General features: G+C 73.1%; 15 protein-coding genes. 7 read left to right on the plus strand and 8 right to left on the minus strand.

What is annotated here, in order from left to right; all coding sequences use genetic code 11:
* Positions 1 to 42: 42 nt before the first annotated feature.
* A complete protein-coding gene (locus KHP12_RS08340) occupies positions 43 to 588 on the minus strand; it encodes a GNAT family N-acetyltransferase (RefSeq protein WP_086881015.1) in 546 nt (181 codons plus the stop codon).
* A 72-nt stretch (positions 589 to 660) separates the two neighbouring features.
* Here KHP12_RS08340 and KHP12_RS08345 point away from each other — a divergent pair, with 72 nt between their 5' ends.
* Positions 661 to 3,042, plus strand: coding sequence for a tetratricopeptide repeat protein (locus tag KHP12_RS08345; RefSeq protein ID WP_244202680.1), 2,382 nt, complete (start codon positions 661 to 663; stop codon positions 3,040 to 3,042).
* 172 nt (positions 3,043 to 3,214) lie between these two features.
* Here KHP12_RS08345 and KHP12_RS08350 read toward each other — a convergent pair whose 3' ends face one another.
* The 6 genes from KHP12_RS08350 to KHP12_RS08375 all read right to left on the minus strand — a co-directional run bounded on the left by KHP12_RS08350 (position 3,215) and on the right by KHP12_RS08375 (position 7,664).
* Entirely contained in the window at positions 3,215 to 3,544 is a 330-nt protein-coding gene (locus KHP12_RS08350; RefSeq protein WP_086881016.1) for a hypothetical protein, read from the minus strand.
* Between the two features lie 106 nt (positions 3,545 to 3,650).
* Positions 3,651 to 4,220: a hypothetical protein gene (locus tag KHP12_RS08355; protein WP_086881017.1), complete on the minus strand. Its 570-nt coding sequence runs from the start codon at positions 4,218 to 4,220 to the stop codon at positions 3,651 to 3,653.
* Between the two features lie 154 nt (positions 4,221 to 4,374).
* Positions 4,375 to 4,701 carry an MmcQ/YjbR family DNA-binding protein gene (locus KHP12_RS08360; RefSeq protein ID WP_086881029.1) on the minus strand — a complete coding sequence of 109 codons (327 nt, stop codon included), beginning with the start codon at positions 4,699 to 4,701 and terminating at the stop codon, positions 4,375 to 4,377.
* Positions 4,702 to 4,754: 53 nt separating this feature from the next.
* Positions 4,755 to 5,531: a GNAT family N-acetyltransferase gene (locus KHP12_RS08365; RefSeq protein WP_086881018.1), complete on the minus strand. Its 777-nt coding sequence runs from the start codon at positions 5,529 to 5,531 to the stop codon at positions 4,755 to 4,757.
* A 64-nt stretch (positions 5,532 to 5,595) separates the two neighbouring features.
* Entirely contained in the window at positions 5,596 to 6,531 is a 936-nt protein-coding gene (locus tag KHP12_RS08370; protein ID WP_086881019.1) for a pseudouridine-5'-phosphate glycosidase, read from the minus strand.
* Complete coding sequence (locus tag KHP12_RS08375; RefSeq protein ID WP_211832330.1) at positions 6,528 to 7,664, minus strand: PfkB family carbohydrate kinase; 1,137 nt, start codon at positions 7,662 to 7,664, stop codon at positions 6,528 to 6,530. Before KHP12_RS08375 ends, KHP12_RS08370 begins: the two co-directional genes overlap by 4 nt.
* A gap of 190 nt (positions 7,665 to 7,854) precedes the next feature.
* Here KHP12_RS08375 and KHP12_RS08380 point away from each other — a divergent pair, with 190 nt between their 5' ends.
* The 4 genes from KHP12_RS08380 to KHP12_RS08395 all read left to right on the plus strand — a co-directional run bounded on the left by KHP12_RS08380 (position 7,855) and on the right by KHP12_RS08395 (position 12,188).
* On the plus strand, positions 7,855 to 8,784 hold the full coding sequence (locus KHP12_RS08380) for an ATP-grasp domain-containing protein (protein ID WP_086881021.1): 930 nt from the start codon (positions 7,855 to 7,857) through the stop codon (positions 8,782 to 8,784).
* The gene (locus tag KHP12_RS08385) at positions 8,781 to 9,596 is read left to right on the plus strand and encodes an ATP-grasp domain-containing protein (RefSeq protein WP_211832332.1); all 816 of its coding nucleotides are present in this window, start codon (positions 8,781 to 8,783) and stop codon (positions 9,594 to 9,596) included. Before KHP12_RS08380 ends, KHP12_RS08385 begins: the two co-directional genes overlap by 4 nt.
* A gap of 182 nt (positions 9,597 to 9,778) precedes the next feature.
* Complete coding sequence (locus tag KHP12_RS08390) at positions 9,779 to 10,534, plus strand: thioesterase II family protein (protein ID WP_086881023.1); 756 nt, start codon at positions 9,779 to 9,781, stop codon at positions 10,532 to 10,534.
* Positions 10,535 to 11,033: 499 nt separating this feature from the next.
* On the plus strand, positions 11,034 to 12,188 hold the full coding sequence (locus KHP12_RS08395) for a baeRF10 domain-containing protein (protein ID WP_086881024.1): 1,155 nt from the start codon (positions 11,034 to 11,036) through the stop codon (positions 12,186 to 12,188).
* A 40-nt stretch (positions 12,189 to 12,228) separates the two neighbouring features.
* Here the strand turns inward: KHP12_RS08395 and KHP12_RS08400 are convergent, their stop codons facing one another.
* The gene (locus KHP12_RS08400) at positions 12,229 to 13,443 is read right to left on the minus strand and encodes a DUF4032 domain-containing protein (RefSeq protein ID WP_086881025.1); all 1,215 of its coding nucleotides are present in this window, start codon (positions 13,441 to 13,443) and stop codon (positions 12,229 to 12,231) included.
* Between the two features lie 174 nt (positions 13,444 to 13,617).
* Here KHP12_RS08400 and KHP12_RS08405 point away from each other — a divergent pair, with 174 nt between their 5' ends.
* On the plus strand, positions 13,618 to 14,406 hold the full coding sequence (locus KHP12_RS08405) for an SDR family NAD(P)-dependent oxidoreductase (RefSeq protein ID WP_086881026.1): 789 nt from the start codon (positions 13,618 to 13,620) through the stop codon (positions 14,404 to 14,406).
* A 61-nt stretch (positions 14,407 to 14,467) separates the two neighbouring features.
* Positions 14,468 to 15,214, plus strand: coding sequence for an AraC family transcriptional regulator (locus KHP12_RS08410; protein ID WP_211832335.1), 747 nt, complete (start codon positions 14,468 to 14,470; stop codon positions 15,212 to 15,214).
* The last annotated feature ends 16 nt before the right edge of the window (positions 15,215 to 15,230 follow it).

Genomic DNA, 15,230 nt, shown 5'->3' on the forward strand with positions numbered 1-15,230 from the left:
GACCGGAACACGGAAGTTATATGATCATCATTTCCATAAGATTCAGGGCGCCCCGAGGGTCATGGGCACCTCGAAGTGGACGATGCCCTGACCGCCCCCGGGCGCCTCCCGCTCATCGCAGACGACCTTCGCCAGGGACCGCCAGAACGGCTCGGCGCCCGGCACCGCCGGATCGGTGTGCAGATAGACCGCGCGATAGCCGCCGTCCGCCGCGGCGAAGTCCAGCAGCGCACGCACCAGCCGCCGGGCCAGCCCGTGGCGCCGGTGCTCGGGGCGCACATGGACCCGGCGCAGCTGGGCGGTCTCGCCCGACGGATAACGCGCGGACAGCCACGGCGGGTTGGGCGGATGGGCCGGGCCCCGGGAGTCGAGCGCGGCGGTCGCCACGACCGCCCCGTCGCCGCCGTCCACCGCGACCAGCAGGGTGTGGCGCGCGCCGGCCAGATACGCGGCGGCGGGATCGATGATGTCGGCGTGCCGGCGCGGCACATAGCCGGTTCCGAAGTCGCGGTAGACGGTGTCGAGCATCACGCCGCGGGCGGCGCCGAGGTCGTCGGGGGTCGCGGTTCTGATGCGGTAGCCGGGCACCTGCGCATCATACGCAATAAGCCCGTCCGCCGACCGTGCTGGCAGACTGGATCCCGAGGGGAGGAGAGGCCGATGGGGCGGGCACGGCCGTCGATGCAGGAGCTGATCCAGCGGCGCAGGAACGCCGGATTCGTGGGCCGGCGCCGGGAACTGGACGCGTTCCGGGACAATTTCGGGCTGCCGCCGGAGGACGCGCGGCATCGCTTCGTCTTCCATGTGCGGGGCCACGCGGGCGTGGGCAAGACCTGGCTGACGCGCCGGCTGGAACAGACCGCCCGCCAGGAGTACGGCGCGCTCACCGCCCGGATCGACGAGACGGCGAGCTCCGTACCCGAGGCGATGGCCGCCATCAGCGAGCAATTCGCCCGCCAGGGGCGGGAGTTGGCGGCCTTCGACCGTCGGCTCGCCACCTATCGGCAGCGCCGCCACGAGGCGGAGTCGGCACCGGCGGAGGGCGAGCGGCAGGGGCCCAGCGCCGGCAGTATGGCCGCCGCGCGGGCGGGTCTCGCGGGGCTCGGCCTGGTGCCGGGGGTCGGGGCGCTGGCGGGCGCCGTCGATCCGGTGCCGCTGGCCGAGAGCACCGACCGGCTGCGGGCGGCGCTCAGCTCGCGGTTCCGCGACCACAAGGACGTCCAGCTGGTGCTGGACCCGGTGGAGACACTGTCGCCGCTGCTGGTCAGGGAGTTGTCGGAGGCGGCCGCGGCGGTGCCGTGGCTGGTGCTGCTGTTCGACACCTACGAGCGCCTCGGACCGCTGCTCGACCCCTGGCTGCGCACCCTGCTCACCAGCGAACGCCTCGGCGTCCTCCCCGCCAACACCGTGCTGGTGCTGGCCGGGCAGACCCGGCTGGACCCCGGCTGCTGGGGCGATCTGGCCGATGTGGTCGCGGAGCTGCCGCTGGAGCCGTTCACGGACGCGGAGGCCCGGCAGCTGCTGACCGCCAAGGGGATCACCGATGAGCCGGTGGTGCGGGAGGTGCTGCGGCTCTCCGGCCGGCTGCCGGTCCTGGTGTCCACCCTCGCCGAGAACCCCGGGACCGGTGGCGATCTGGGCGACCCCAGCGCCACCGCCGTCGACCGGTTCCTGAAGTGGGAGCGCGATCCGGTGCGCCGCTCCGCCGCCCTGGCGGGGGCGCTGCCCCGGCGGCTGAACGAGGACGTCTTCAGGGCGGCGGTGGACGACGACGGGGCCGTGCTGTTCGACTGGCTGCGGTCGCTGCCGTTCATCGGCGACCGCGACGGCGCGGCCCGCTACCACGATGTGGTGCGCGCGCCCATGCTGCGGCTCCAGCGGACCACCTCACCGCAGCGGTGGAGCGCGGCGCACACCCGGCTGGCGGAGACCTTCGCCGGTTGGCGGGAGGCGGCCGCCGGAGGGCTCGACCCGCACGACGGATGGCGGCTGGACGCCTGGAGCGGACCGCGCCTGGAGGAGTGGTACCACCTGCTGTGCGCACGGCCGTCGGCGGCGCTGCCCGGAGCGCTGCGGGACGGGATCGGCGCCTGTGACGCGGGCCCCGCGGTGGCCCGGCGCTGGGCGACCACCCTGGTCGAGGCGGGCGAGGACGCCGACTCGGACGCGGTGCGCACCTGGGGGTGGCACCTGGTGGAGGCGCTGACGGACGAACGGCGGCGTGGTATCGACGCGATGGGGCTGCTGCTGGCCCGGGGCGGGCTGGACGCCACCGCCCGGGTCGCCGCCCTCGTCGTACGGGGCTGGCACCGCCGTTCGGTCGAGGAGTTCGACGGGGCGCTGGGGGACTTCCACCGGGCGATCGAGCTGGACCCCGGGAATGTGCGCGCGCACTTCGGACGTGCCGTGGTCCACCGGGCGACCGGGGAGTTCACCGCGGCGATGGACGCGCTGGACCGGGTGGACGCGCTGGAGCCGGGCTCGACCTGGGTGCAGCGGGAGCGCGGGGAGACCTGCCGCCGGGCGGGCCGGTACGAGGAGGCGCTGGCCCGGCTCGACCCGGTGATCGAGGCCGATCCGGCGGACCATGTGGCCCTGGGCAGCCGCGGCCAGACCAAGATGGCGCTCGGCCGGATCCAGGAGGCCCTGGCGGACCTGGACCGGGCCATCGAGCGACACGGCGACTACACCTGGGCACTGCTCCGGCGGGCCCGGGTCCGCAGCACCCTGGGGGACACCGCGGGCGCGCTGGAGGACCTGGACCGGGTGGAGGCGCTGGAGCCGGGCATCCCGGGAACGCTCGGCGAACGCGGCGACGTCCACCGCTTCGCGGGCCACTACGAGGAGGCCATCGCGGAGTACGACCGGGCGCTGGCCCTCGACCCCGGCTACGCCTGGGCCCTGGGGAGCCGTGCGATGGCCAACGAGGCCCTGGGCAGACGCGCGGCGGCGCTGGCGGATCTGGAGCGCGCGGTGGCGCTGAATCCCGGCTACGCCTGGGCCGTGGCGCAGCGCGAGCGGTTGCTCTCGAGCGGGGATTGACCGGAGGGCGGACGGAACGACGGGCCGGTGTGACCTCCCGGCACCCGTGCTTCCGGCAGTGGCCGGTCAACGGCCGGGGGTCAACGGCCCGGTCTCACCGGCCTTGTGTGTCACCGGCCTTCGTATCACCGGCCTTCGTATCACCGGCCTCGCGTATCACCGGCCTCGCGTGTCACCGGCCCGGTCGTGAAGCGCGCCCGGCGAAGCAGGACGACACGGCATGGCGTACGGCGCGCAGCACGGCGCGGCAGCGCGACAGGTACCGGGACGGGCGGGCCCGGCGGACGGGACGCGGTACGCCGGAGGGAGCCGGTACGGTCGGCGGAGCCGGCACGGTCTCCTCGGCGCACGCACCCCGAACGGTGGGGTCACCCGACCCGGGAGCGGCCGGATCCACGGCGGGCGGCGACGGATCGGCGGTGCCGACCCGTGAGGTGGCGGGGCGCCGGGTGGCTTCCGCGCGCAGCATCGCGCGCATGGCGGCATAGACATCGATGGGCATGCGGATACTCCTGCGGTCTCGGACGTCCTACGGCTGGGCGGGCAGGCCGGACCGCATCCGGGATCCGCGGGGCACGCGGAACGGGATGACGGACGGCCGGGCCCGGTCAGCAGCGCAGAACGACGGTCCGCGAGGAGAGCCGGCCGGCCGGGACGTGGCCCCCGGCGCCGAACGCGCCGACGCCCGGCGCCGGGTCGGCGGGGCGTCCACGGACCGCGCCGATCACGAGGGGGCCGAGGGACGTCGAGAGGGAGCGATGGGCGCCGAACGAGGCGCCGTGCGCCACCCGCCCGGCGTGCCGGGCCGGGTGCCCGGCGCCGTCCCGGGCGGAGTACACGGCCGACACCGAGGAGGCGGGGCGCTCGTCCTCGGCCTCCGGCGCCGGCGGAACAGGGGTGACGGGAGCGGGGGCGGACGCGCCGAGGGCCCGGGCCGATGCCGGAGCCCCCGCGTCACCCGGCGCGGACGGGGCCGGGGCCCGGTTCGGCACCCCGGCCGCCCCGGCCGCCCCGGCCTTCCCGGCCGCGCACCGCTCCGGCCCGGTGGACGGCGAGGCGCGGACGGCCCCCAGGGCCAGCACGGCATGCAGCAGCGTGGCCGCCAGCAGCAGAAGGACGGCGGCCGCGCACGGGCCGCCGCACGCCGCGGGGCGGTTCGTCCTGCCGCCGTGCACCATGCGGCCTCCCTCGCTGATCCCCCTCCAGGGAACCCCGCACAGCGGAAGACAGCACTCCGATTACCGGGAAAAGTCCAGACTTTCACCCGTGTCGGTTATCCGCTCGAACGTCCATAACGCCACATTTCGAGGAGTCATGGGCCGCGTGGTGTGATCATTCGAGTAATGCGGCCGGTGCGGCCTGCCGCCAGGAGTCGAGCAGGATGTCCCGCAGCTCATCGAGGTCGTCCAGCGCGGCGAGCCGCACCCGCACCCAGGCCGAACTCGCCTCATGGGCGGCGACCCAGAACTTCTCCGGCTCCGCCAGCACCAGCTCCTCCCGCTCCACCTTGGGACATCTGACCGCCATCGAGGTCTCGTCCTCGGGCAGGGTGGCGAACATCTTCCCGGCGACCCTGAAGGTGGGCATCGACCAGGCGATCTTCTCTGTGGTCTCCGGCAGCGACAGGGCGATGGCACGGACATCATCGGAGGTCGTCATGGCCAGACCGTAGAACACCCCACCGACACATCCGCCCCCGGCCCCCGCCGGCGTCAGGCCCGGTAGACGTACGGCGTGGTGGTGGTCAGGGGCACGAAGCCGAGCCGGCGCAGGATCGGGCGGCTCAGGCCGGACGCGTCCACCTGGAGATAGCGACAGCCGCGGTCGGCGGCGATACGGGCCCGGAACGCGACCAGGGCGCGGTAGACGCCCCGGCCGCGCCACTCCGGCACCGTGCCCCCGCCCCAGAGCCCGGCGAACGGCGCCCCCGGCGGCAGCTCCATCCGCGCCGCGCTGACCGGCCGGTCGCCGTCCATGGCCACCACCGCGGCGACCGTGTCCGGGTCCTCGGCGAGCTGGGCGAGGAGCCGGTGCCGGAGAGCGGTGCCGTCGTCGCCGAACGCCCGCTCATGGACGTCCACCACCCGTTCCACACCGGCCGCGTCGGTCACCGGGAGCAGCCGGACGCCCTGGGGCGGTTCGACGGCGGTGTCCAGCTCGGCCACGTGGGCGACCATCAGCGTCTCCTCGGGCTCGGGGACGAATCCGGCGGCCCGGAGTCGTTCGCCGAGGTCGCCGGGGCGGTCGTGCGCGTACAGCTTCCACTCGAACGTGCGGTCCGCGCTCCCGAAGTGCCGTATCTGCGCGGCGATCGCCGCATCGGCGGTGGCGTCGTCCAGATCCGACCACAGGACGCCGTTCCAGTCGTCGCGGCCACCGGTCTGCCGCACCACCGCGCCCACCCGCTCGACCCGGACGCCGGGGCCGTCGGCCCGCGCACCCTGTCTCATCTCCCGGTCGTACAGCTCACGCACCACATCACGGTCCATGCGCCCACCCCAGCACCGGGCCCCTCCCACGGCAATCGATTATCGAGCCCTCGAGGCCGGCGCGTTACGACCCGCTCTTCGCCCCGGCCGCGTAGTGGATCGCGATCCGCGCCCCGAGCCGTGCGTTGTTCTTGACCAGGGCGATATTGGTCCGCAGGCTCTCCCCCTCCGTCAACTCCACGATGCGGCCCAGCAGATACGGGGTCGCGTCCTTGCCGCCGATCCCCGCGTCCGCCATCTCGGCGAGGGCCCGCTCGATGATGCCGTCCATCCGGTCTGCGGGGATCTCCTCGGCCTCGGGGACCGGGTTGGCGATGCTCAGCCCCGCCGCCATCCCCAGCTCCCACTGGGCGCGCATGGTGGCGGCGATCTCCTCGGGTGAGTCGACGCGCAGCGGGGAGCGGAAGCCGCTCACCCGGGAGTAGAAGGCGGGGAAGTCGTCGGTGCCGTAGGTGAGCACCGGAACGCCCAGGGTCTCCAGCTTCTCCAGGGTCAGTCCGATGTCGAGGATGCTCTTGACCCCGGCGCTGATGACGGCCACCGGGGTGGTGGCGAGCTCGGTGAGATCGGCGCTGATGTCGAAGGACCGCTCCGCTCCCCGGTGCACTCCGCCGATGCCACCGGTGACGAAGACCCGGATCCCGGCGAGTGCGGCGAGCCTCATGGTGGACGCCACGGTGGTCGCGCCATGGCCGCCGCGCGCGATGACATGGGCGAGGTCGCGCACGCTGACCTTGCCCACCTCGGGGCTGGTGGCGAGCAGTTCGAGGCCGGCCCGGTCCAGACCGGCGCGCGGCCTGCCGTGGAGGACGGCGATGGTGGCGGGGACCGCGCCCTCGGCGCGGATGATCTCCTCGACCTCGGTGGCCATCTCGACGTTCTGCGGATACGGCATGCCGTGGCTGATGATCGTGGACTCCAGCGCGACCACGGGACGGCCGTCGAGCAGGGCCTCCGCGACCTCCTCGGTGAGGGTCAGCCGGGGGTGGGGGGTCGTCATGTGGTCCTCCGCAGCGTGGCGTCGAGCGCGTCCTCGATCAGACGCGGGGTCAGGTCGGGTCGTACGGTGGCGGGGGTGGCCACGGTCAGCGCGGCGGCGGCGTGGCCGTAGCGGGCGGCGTCCACCGGGTCGGCGCCGCCGAGCAGGGCGTGGGCGAACGCGCCGAGCATCGCGTCACCGGCCCCGGTGACGTCCCGCACCTCGGCCGGTGGCGCCGCCAGCGGCACCCGGCCCTCGTCGAGGGTGCTCAGCAGGGAGCCGCGGGCCCCGAGCCGCACCCACACATGCCGCACCCCGCGCTCGTGGAGGGCGGCCAAGGCCCGGAGCAGCTCCGGGTCGTCCGCGTCCGTGGCCCCTTCGAGGTCGCGCCCGGTGAGCGCGGCCAGCTCCGCCACGTTCGGCGTGACGGCGAAGACCGGCCGCCCGGCGGCGAACAGCGGGGCCAGCAGCGCCGCCTTGGGGACGCTCACCGGATCGAGCAGCGTCTGGACACCCGTGGCGGAGGCGATGTCGAGGGCGTAGGAGAGCACCCGCGTGGAGAGGTTCCCGTCCAGCACCAGCAGACCGGAGTTGCCGATGAGTTCCCGCGCGGTGTGGAGGTGCTCGGGGGCCAGCGCGTCGGTGGCGGCCATGTCGGCGATGGCCACGACCAGATCGCCGTCGGCGTCCAGCACCGCCGTATAGGTGCCGGTGGGATGGGGGCCGCGGTGCACATGCTCGATCCGCACCCCGGCGGCCTGGGTCTCGCTCAGCAGCCGCTCCCCCGCCGCGTCCTGTCCCACGGCGGCGATGAGATGGGTGGGGGTGCCCAGCCGGGCGAGGTTCTCGGCGATGTTCCGGGCCACCCCGCCGGGGCTGGTGTGGGACCGCCCCGGATTGCTGGTGCGGTACGCCACGGGGGCGAGGCTGCGCACCTTGACGTCCACATTGGCCCCGCCGATGACCACCACCGCGTGCTCCTGGCGCAGGATGTAGCCGCGCCCCAGGATGGCGCCCTTCTTGCCCAGATTCGACAGATGCACATTGACCGCGGCCCGCGTGGTCCCGAGGGCGTCGGCGATGGACTGGGCGCCGGCCAGCGGGTCCCGCCGCAGCAGCGCGAGTATTTCCCGCTCCCTGCGCGTCAGCGTCATATTCAGCAGAGTAAAGCAAACTTAGCGCGATAAACAGGTCTCATCGGGGGCCGATGAACGGGCCACTGACGGCCATGGGTTGGCCCAGGAGATCGTAAAAGAACGACGGATGACATCCTGAGGAGCCATGGCGCGCCGGACACTCTCGGCAGCGGCCCGGGGACCTGTCCGGTGACGAGGAAGAAGGCCCATGAGACTCTGCTTTCTGGTGGAGGAGCGCTATCGCCATGACGGCATGCCGCGTGAGGTGATCCGTCAGCTCTCCGCCTGGGGTCACCAGGTGGATGTGGTCCGGCCGGGTCGTTCCCTGATACGGATGTCCGACGCGGTGCGGGCGGGCAGCCATGACGCCTGGGTGCTCAAGACGGTGTCCGGGGGCCCCGGGCTGACGCTGCTGGAGGCCGCGGCCGCGGTCGGGCTGACCACCGTCAATGACGCCCGCTCCATCCGCGGCGTACGGGACAAGGCCCTGGCGGCCGCCATCGGGCGCAGCCGTGGTCTGCCGATGCCGCCCACCTACGCGGCCGCCCGGCCCGAGGCACTGGAGGAGATACCGGAGGCCGAGTTCCCGCTGGTGGTCAAGCCCGCGGACGGCAGCTCGGGGCGGGCCGTGCGGCTGGTGCCGACCCCGGACCGGCTGCGGGCGCTGCGCCCCGAGCTGGCGGCGGAGGGCATGCTCATCGCCCAGCCGTATGTGCCGAATTCGGGCATCGACCTCAAGGTGTACTGCGTGGGCGGGGAGTTGTACGCCACCGAGCGGGGGTCACCGCTCGGCCCCGACGGGGGCACCCGCGGCCGTCGGGTACCGCTGTCCGCCGAAGTGGCCGCCATCGCCGCCGAGGTCGGCGCGGTCTACGGCCTCGATCTGTACGGGGTGGATGTGCTGCTGGGCCCGGACGGGCCGGTGGTCGTCGATGTGAACGACTTCCCCAGCTTCAAGGAGGTGCCGGACGCGGCGGCCCGGGTGGGGCGCGCGGTACTGGAGTTGGCGCGCGGGGGCGGTGGCCGGTCCCGGTCCGCGCTCGTCGGCGCCCTCACCGGAGCCGAGCCGCCGGTGCGCACTCCGGAGCCGCCCGCGGCCACGAGCCGGATGACCGCCACGGTGAGCGGCGGCCGATGAGGATCGGCCTGATCACCGCCGACCCCGGCCATCAACTCCTCGCCGACGCCACGGCTCTGCTGGCCTCCCGCCATGAGGTCATGGCCCTCGACCCGCGCGGCGACGACAACCCGGCCTCCCCCGGCAACCCCGCCTCCCCCGGCGAACTCGCCGATGTCTATCTGCTGAAGGCCCGGACGCCGCCCGCGCTGGCGCTCGCCCGGTCCCTGGAGCGGCGTGGCGCCCCGGTGGTGAACTCCGCCGCCGCCACCACGCGGTGCCAGGACCGGACGGCGATGGCCGAACGGGCGCTCCGCGCCGGTCTGCCGTTCGCCCCCACCCGTACCGTGGCCTCCCTCGCCGGACTGGCGGCCGAGCCGCCGCCTCGTCCCGTCGTCGTCAAGAGCCGTCACAGCCGCCGCCATGACCTGGTGGCCCGCGTGGACGACGCCGCACAACTGCGTGCCCTGACCGCGGACTGGGCGGATGAGCCCGTGGTGGTGCAGGACTTCGTCCCGAACGACGGCTGGGACCACAAGCTGTGGGTGGTCGCGGGCCGGGTGTTCGCCGCGCTGCGCCGGTCGGAGCTGGCGGCCGGTGGCCGCGGTCCGAACCTGCCGCTGGCCCTGGACGCGCTGCCACCGGGCTGGCTGGATCCGGTGCTCCGGGTCGGTCCGGTGTTCGCGCTGGACGTCTACGGCGTGGATCTGATCGACTCGGGCGGTGGCGCGCCGCTGATCGTGGACATCAACGCCTTTCCCGGAATCCGCGGTCAGGCCGGGGCTCCCGAGGCGCTGGCGGCCCTGGCGCTGCGGACGGCCGAACGGGGCTGACTCACCGCCTCCCGCGCATGACCGACACGAGGGAAATACTAGGGGACTCCAGGCCGAAATAGGGGTGGCCGCAGCTCGGATGGGACCGGCAGGGTGGTCTACTGGTCTGCGCGCGACCCGAGGCACGCGCCTGACAGCCACCCGACAGCCGCCGCAGAGCGAGCGGCACGAAAGGACATCACGTGACCGCAAACCCCACCGGCACAAGCCTGTGGATCAGGCAGTTCCACCCCGCGCCGACCGCCGCGACGCGACTCGTCTGCCTGCCCCACGCCGGCGGGTCCGCCTCCTATTACTTCCCCGTCTCCAAGGCCCTCTCGCCCACGGTCGATGTGCTCGCGGTGCAGTACCCGGGGCGCCAGGACCGGCGCAATGAGAAGTGCATAGACAACATCGCCGAACTGGCCGACGCGCTGGTGCCCGAATTGCTGCCCTATACGGACAAGCCGGTGGCGCTTTTCGGCCACAGCATGGGCGCCACGCTGAGCTTCGAGGTCGCCCTGCGTCTGGAGCAGAAGGGCGTGCAGCCGGTGGCGCTGTTCGCCTCGGGGCGGCGCGCCCCGTCCTGCCACCGCGACGAGTCCGTCCACCTCCGCGACGACGACGGGCTGATCGCCGAGATGAAGGCCCTGAGCGGCACCGACACCTCACTCCTTGGCGACGACGAGATCCTCCGGATGGTGCTGCCCGCGATCCGCAGCGACTACAAGGCGGCCGAGACCTACCGCTACACCCCCGGCCCGCGGCTGGCGACGCCCATCCACGCACACGTGGGGGACGACGACCCCAAGGCCACCGTCGAGGAGGCCCGCGCCTGGGGCGAGCACACCACCGGTGGCTTCGACCTCCAGGTCTACTCCGGCGGCCACTTCTACCTCAACGACCAGGCGCCGCGGGTGATCGCGTCGATCCGGGACGTGCTGACCTCGAAGTCCTGAACACCCGCCCGGCCGGGGTCCCGGGGTGGCCGCCCCGACGACGCGCGGGGCGATATCGCCGTAGGTGGTTCGCGGAACCCGCGCTCGCAGGTGCCACGGCGGCGCGACCCCGCTCCTGGCCGGGTTCTTCCAGGCCGCCGGTCTCGCGGTTGCCGTCGAACGCCTCCAGCCGGTACCGGACGTGGCAGCGGATAGGTGCCTCCACGGCCCGGCGGAGGTTCTCCCGCGCATCGTCCCGTACCGGCGACGGCGGCGTTGTCCCCGAGCGGCCGCTCCATCGTGCCGAGATGGTGTCGCCGACCAGGAACCGACGTGAGTTCAGTTCAATTCGTACGGAAGCCCCGGGGAATCGCGATCGCACCGTGTCCCATTCCTCTGAGCGTAGCCCCAACCTGAACTCGGTTGTGAGTCGATCCCCGGTTGCGTTTGCCTCTTCCGCGACCACCGCGTTACCTGGAATGAGGCGCAGTGAGGCTCACCGTCACGGCGAGGAGCGGCCATGATCACGCAAGAGCAGGTCGACCGGGTCCTGCGGTTGAGGGGGGACGGCCTTCCGTGTGTGTCCCTCTACGTCCCCGTGCCGCCCGAGCAGCCCGGCCGCAGCACATTCATGACCCGGGTGGCCAGTCTGCTGGACGGCATCCGGCCGCTCTCACTGGACAGCTCGCTCGATCATGCCGCGCGGCTCTCGCTCCGCGAGGACATCGTGAAGCTGGAGAAGTCGCTGGCCTTCGAGCCGCACCAGCCCGGTGCCGTCGCCGTCTTCGCCTGTAGCGGCAAGGATGTGTACGAGGAGGTGTGGCTGCCCCGCCCCACCCGCGAGCGCATCGTGGTGGATTCCGATCCGTACGTCCGCCCCATGCTGGCCGTGCTGGATGAGTACGACCGCGCCTGCGCCGTCATCGTGGACCGGGGGACCGGCCAGATCTGGGAGCACTACCTCGACCAGGCCCGGGAACTGGAGACGATCCGCGATCGTACGCTGCGCAAGCCCAACTACGCTGCGGGGCTCGCCGAGGACAGGGTCCGCAACAAGGCCGATGAGCTGAGCAAGCGCCACTTCCGGAAGCTCATCGGCGAGCTCAAGCAGCTGTTCGGAAAGCGGGCCTTCGATGTGCTCGTGGTCGGCGGGCACTCCTACGAGGTGCCGAACTTCCTTCAGTTCCTCCCCCGTGACCTGCGGGAGCGGCTGATCGGCGACTTCACCGTCGACCGTGAGACCGCGACCCCCGCGGACGTCAGGAACCGGGTGCAGAAGATCGTCTCCGACCACGCCCACCAGAAACAACGGCAGCTCGTGGGCGACATCCTGGAGGCCAAGGGGGCCGGGCGGCCGCCGAGCGCCGTAGGGCTGGACGAGACGCTGTGGGCGGCGTCGCTGGCCGCGGTCGGCACACTGGCGGCGGATGAGGAGGCGGCCGCCCCCGGGGTCGTCTGTGACCGGGACGGGCTCCTCGCGCGCTCGGGCGAGAGCTGTCCGCTGTGCGGCGATCCGCTGAGCGAGGTCCCCGACATCATCGACGCGCTGGCCGAAACCGTCATCGACGACGGGGGCGAGATCCGCCATATCGAGCCGGAGACGGAGCTGCGCACCCATCTGACCGGGGCCCTGCTGCGCTTCGAGCTCCCGCCGCGGCCAGCCGCCGCGGGATAGCCCGCCCCGCCCCGGGGCGGCTGCCTCGGGCGCGGGGCGGTCAGCCGTGCGGCCGGTCCGCCAGGACGGTCCGTATGTAGTCCTCGACAGTGGCGTCCAGGCCCACGTCCCGGCCGGCCCGCTCGGACAACAGCCAGCGGTGCTCGAGGAGTTCGTAGTAGATCTGCGCGGTGTCGGTGGCACCGCGCAGCTCCTTCGGCACGGTCCGCACGGTGGGCCGGAAGACATCGCGGACCCACCGGTGGGCGAGCACCTCCGGGCGGGCGCCGAGCGGATCGCCGGGCGTGTAGTCGTCCTGGGTGGCCATCCAGGTCTCCAGGTCGTTCAGGAGGCTGCGGGCCTGGTTCTCCTCCGCGTCGAGCCCGGTCAGCCGCAGCAACTGCCGCTGGTGGTGGCCCGCGTCCACGACCTTGGGCACGAAGGTGACGGTGTCGCCGTCCGGCGAGCGCTCGATCTGCATCTCCGCCACGTCGAACCCGAGGTCGTTCAGGCGCCGGACCCGCTGGTCGATGGCGTGGCGCTGGGCGAGCGGATAGACCGACTGCCGGGTCAGCTCATGCCACAGCTCGCAGTAGCGCTCGACGATGGCCTGGCCGAAGAGCACCGGATCGACCGAGGGGTGCAGCGAACCGCTCGCCTCCAGGTCCATCAGCTCGCCCGCGATGTTCACCCGCGCCACCTCGACGTCGTACTCCCGCTGTCCGCTGGTGAGCCTCGGCTGGATCTGCCCGGTCTCGGCGTCCACCAGATAGGCGGCGTACGCGCCCGCGTCGCGCCGGAAGAGGGTGTTGGACAGCGAGCAGTCGCCCCAGGCGAACCCGGCCAGGTGCAGCCGCACCAGCAGCACGGCGAGCGCGTCGAGCAGCCGTCTGATGGTGCTGGGCCGCATGGTCGTCTGGAACATCGACCGGTACGGCTGCGACCCCACCAGATGGCGGGTGATCAGCGCCGGTTCCAGGGGTTCGCCGTGCTCGTCGGTGCGCCCGGTCACCACCGCGAGCGCGTCCACCGCGGGGACCGCGAGCCGGTCCAGATCGCGCAGCAGCCCGTACTCGCGCACCGCCGCCCACTCGCCGACCTCCTTGACCGCCACGATCTCGCCGCCCGCCTGCGCGAACCGCACGACATGGCGGGAGATGCCCCGGGGCAGCGCGACCAGATGCTCCTCCGGCCACTCCTCCAGCGGGATGTTCCACGGCAGATCGAGCAGGGACGCCGGATGCTCGGGCGACGTGGCGGTGATCTGCAACTCCATGACACCCCAGTGTGCGGTACGGAAGTCTCGTCGGAGCCGGTCGTACGGCGACCCGACGCACGATCAAATGGACAGAATCTGTCCGGATACATACGCTGAAGATCCAATCGGACAAGATCTGTCCGCTCAGGGAGGCCGCCGCTACAGGACCGACACCTCGAAGGGAGCCCGTGCATGAGCCACCTCGCCGGCACCACCGCGGTGATCACAGGAGCCAGCGAGGGCCTCGGCTACGCCATCGCGGACGCCTTCGCGGTGGAGGGCGCCGACTTGGTGCTGCTCGCCCATGACGGCGACAAGCTGGAGCGGGCCCGCCACACCCTGGCCGGACACGGCACCACCGTACGCGGACTCCGCGTGGACCTGGCCGACCCCGGCGCCGCGACCACCGCCGCGCGTGAGGTGCTCGCGCTCACCAAGCGGGTGGACACCCTGGTCAACAACGCGGGCACGGCGCATTTCAGCCCGCTCGCCCAGACCTCGGCCGACTCCTTCGACGCCATGCTGCACCACAATGTCCGGGTGCCCTTCCTCCTCGCCCAGGCGCTGCTGCCCGCGCTCATCGAGGGGCGCGGCAGCATCATCAACATCAGCAGCTACTGGGCCCATACGGCGTCCGCCGACCGCCCGTCCGCGGCCTACTCCGCCGCCCATGGCGCCATCAACGCGATGACCAGGGCGCTCGCCAACGAACTTGGCCCCTCCGGGGTCCGGGTCAACGGCATCGCCCCCGGCGCCGTACCCGCCCCGGCGTGTGAACGGGACCGGCTCGTCGCGATGAGCGCCGTGGAGCGGTACGGAGCCGGTCAGGCCCCGGACGGCCGTCCGCCGGGCCGCGCGGGCGAGCCCCATGAGGTGGCCGCCGCGGCGGCCTTCCTCGCCTCCCCCCGAGCCGGGTGGACCACCGGCACCATCATGAACATGGACGGCGCCAAACTGGACGGCGCACTGACCGTCCGCTGACGGCCGTGGCGGAGGCCACGCCCCGGCCACCGGCTCCGGTGACCGATACCATGAGGTCGCGATGGAGAGAATCCGCCACGCTCCCCGGGCGACGACGGGCCAGCGCCCGCTGCCCGCCGGTGGTGGCATCGACGCGCACCGGCATGACGAGCACCAGATCGTCTACGCCGGACGCGGGGTACTGGCGGTCACCACCGACGCGGGCAGCTGGATCGCGCCCGCCAACCGGGCACTGTGGATCCCGGCCGGGACCGTCCATGAGCATCGCGCGTACGGCGCCACCGAGCTCCATCTGGTGGGGCTGGCGGTGGCGGACAACCCGCTGCGGCTGGGGCAGCCCGCGGTCCTCGGCGTCGGCCCGCTGCTGCGCGAGCTGATCATCGAGTACACCGCGCGGCCGGCGGACCTCGGCGCCGAACAGCGTCGGCTGCGGGCCGTACTGCTCGATCAGCTCCGCCACTGTGCCGAGCAGCCGGTGCATGTGCCCGCCGCCAGGGATCCGCGCCTGGCGGCGGTGTGCGCCCTCCTCCACGACGACCCGGCGGACAGCCGGACCCTGCGGCAGCTCGGCGCCGCGGTCGGGGTCGGCGAGCGCACCCTGACCCGGCTGTGCGGGGCGGAGCTGGGGATGACCTTCCCGCAGTGGCGCACCCAGCTGCGGCTGCACCACGCCCTGCGGCTGCTGGCCGAGGGCGTCCCGGTCACGGCCGTGGCCCACCGCTGCGGCTGGGCGTCCAGCAGCGCCTTCATCGATGTCTTCCGCCGGGCCTTCGGCCACACCCCGGGTGCCCATCGCGCGCTCGGCTGACGCCCCGCGCCCGCGT

It is taken from the genome of Streptomyces asiaticus (genome assembly GCF_018138715.1).
Taxonomy (GTDB): domain Bacteria; phylum Actinomycetota; class Actinomycetes; order Streptomycetales; family Streptomycetaceae; genus Streptomyces; species Streptomyces asiaticus.

Bases quoted from the DNA above. Each gene is read 5' to 3' on its own strand.
- KHP12_RS08345 (WP_244202680.1), top strand. From the start codon at position 661: ATGGGGCGGGCACGGCCGTCGATGCAGGAGCTGATCCAGCGGCGCAGG.
- KHP12_RS08350 (WP_086881016.1), bottom strand. From the start codon at position 3,544: ATGCCCATCGATGTCTATGCCGCCATGCGCGCGATGCTGCGCGCGGAA.
- KHP12_RS08355 (WP_086881017.1), bottom strand. From the start codon at position 4,220: ATGGTGCACGGCGGCAGGACGAACCGCCCCGCGGCGTGCGGCGGCCCG.
- KHP12_RS08360 (WP_086881029.1), bottom strand. From the start codon at position 4,701: ATGACGACCTCCGATGATGTCCGTGCCATCGCCCTGTCGCTGCCGGAG.
- KHP12_RS08365 (WP_086881018.1), bottom strand. From the start codon at position 5,531: ATGGACCGTGATGTGGTGCGTGAGCTGTACGACCGGGAGATGAGACAG.
- KHP12_RS08370 (WP_086881019.1), bottom strand. From the start codon at position 6,531: ATGACGACCCCCCACCCCCGGCTGACCCTCACCGAGGAGGTCGCGGAG.
- KHP12_RS08375 (WP_211832330.1), bottom strand. From the start codon at position 7,664: ATGACGCTGACGCGCAGGGAGCGGGAAATACTCGCGCTGCTGCGGCGG.
- KHP12_RS08380 (WP_086881021.1), top strand. From the start codon at position 7,855: ATGAGACTCTGCTTTCTGGTGGAGGAGCGCTATCGCCATGACGGCATG.
- KHP12_RS08385 (WP_211832332.1), top strand. From the start codon at position 8,781: ATGAGGATCGGCCTGATCACCGCCGACCCCGGCCATCAACTCCTCGCC.
- KHP12_RS08395 (WP_086881024.1), top strand. From the start codon at position 11,034: ATGATCACGCAAGAGCAGGTCGACCGGGTCCTGCGGTTGAGGGGGGAC.
- KHP12_RS08400 (WP_086881025.1), bottom strand. From the start codon at position 13,443: ATGGAGTTGCAGATCACCGCCACGTCGCCCGAGCATCCGGCGTCCCTG.
- KHP12_RS08405 (WP_086881026.1), top strand. From the start codon at position 13,618: ATGAGCCACCTCGCCGGCACCACCGCGGTGATCACAGGAGCCAGCGAG.
- KHP12_RS08410 (WP_211832335.1), top strand. From the start codon at position 14,468: ATGGAGAGAATCCGCCACGCTCCCCGGGCGACGACGGGCCAGCGCCCG.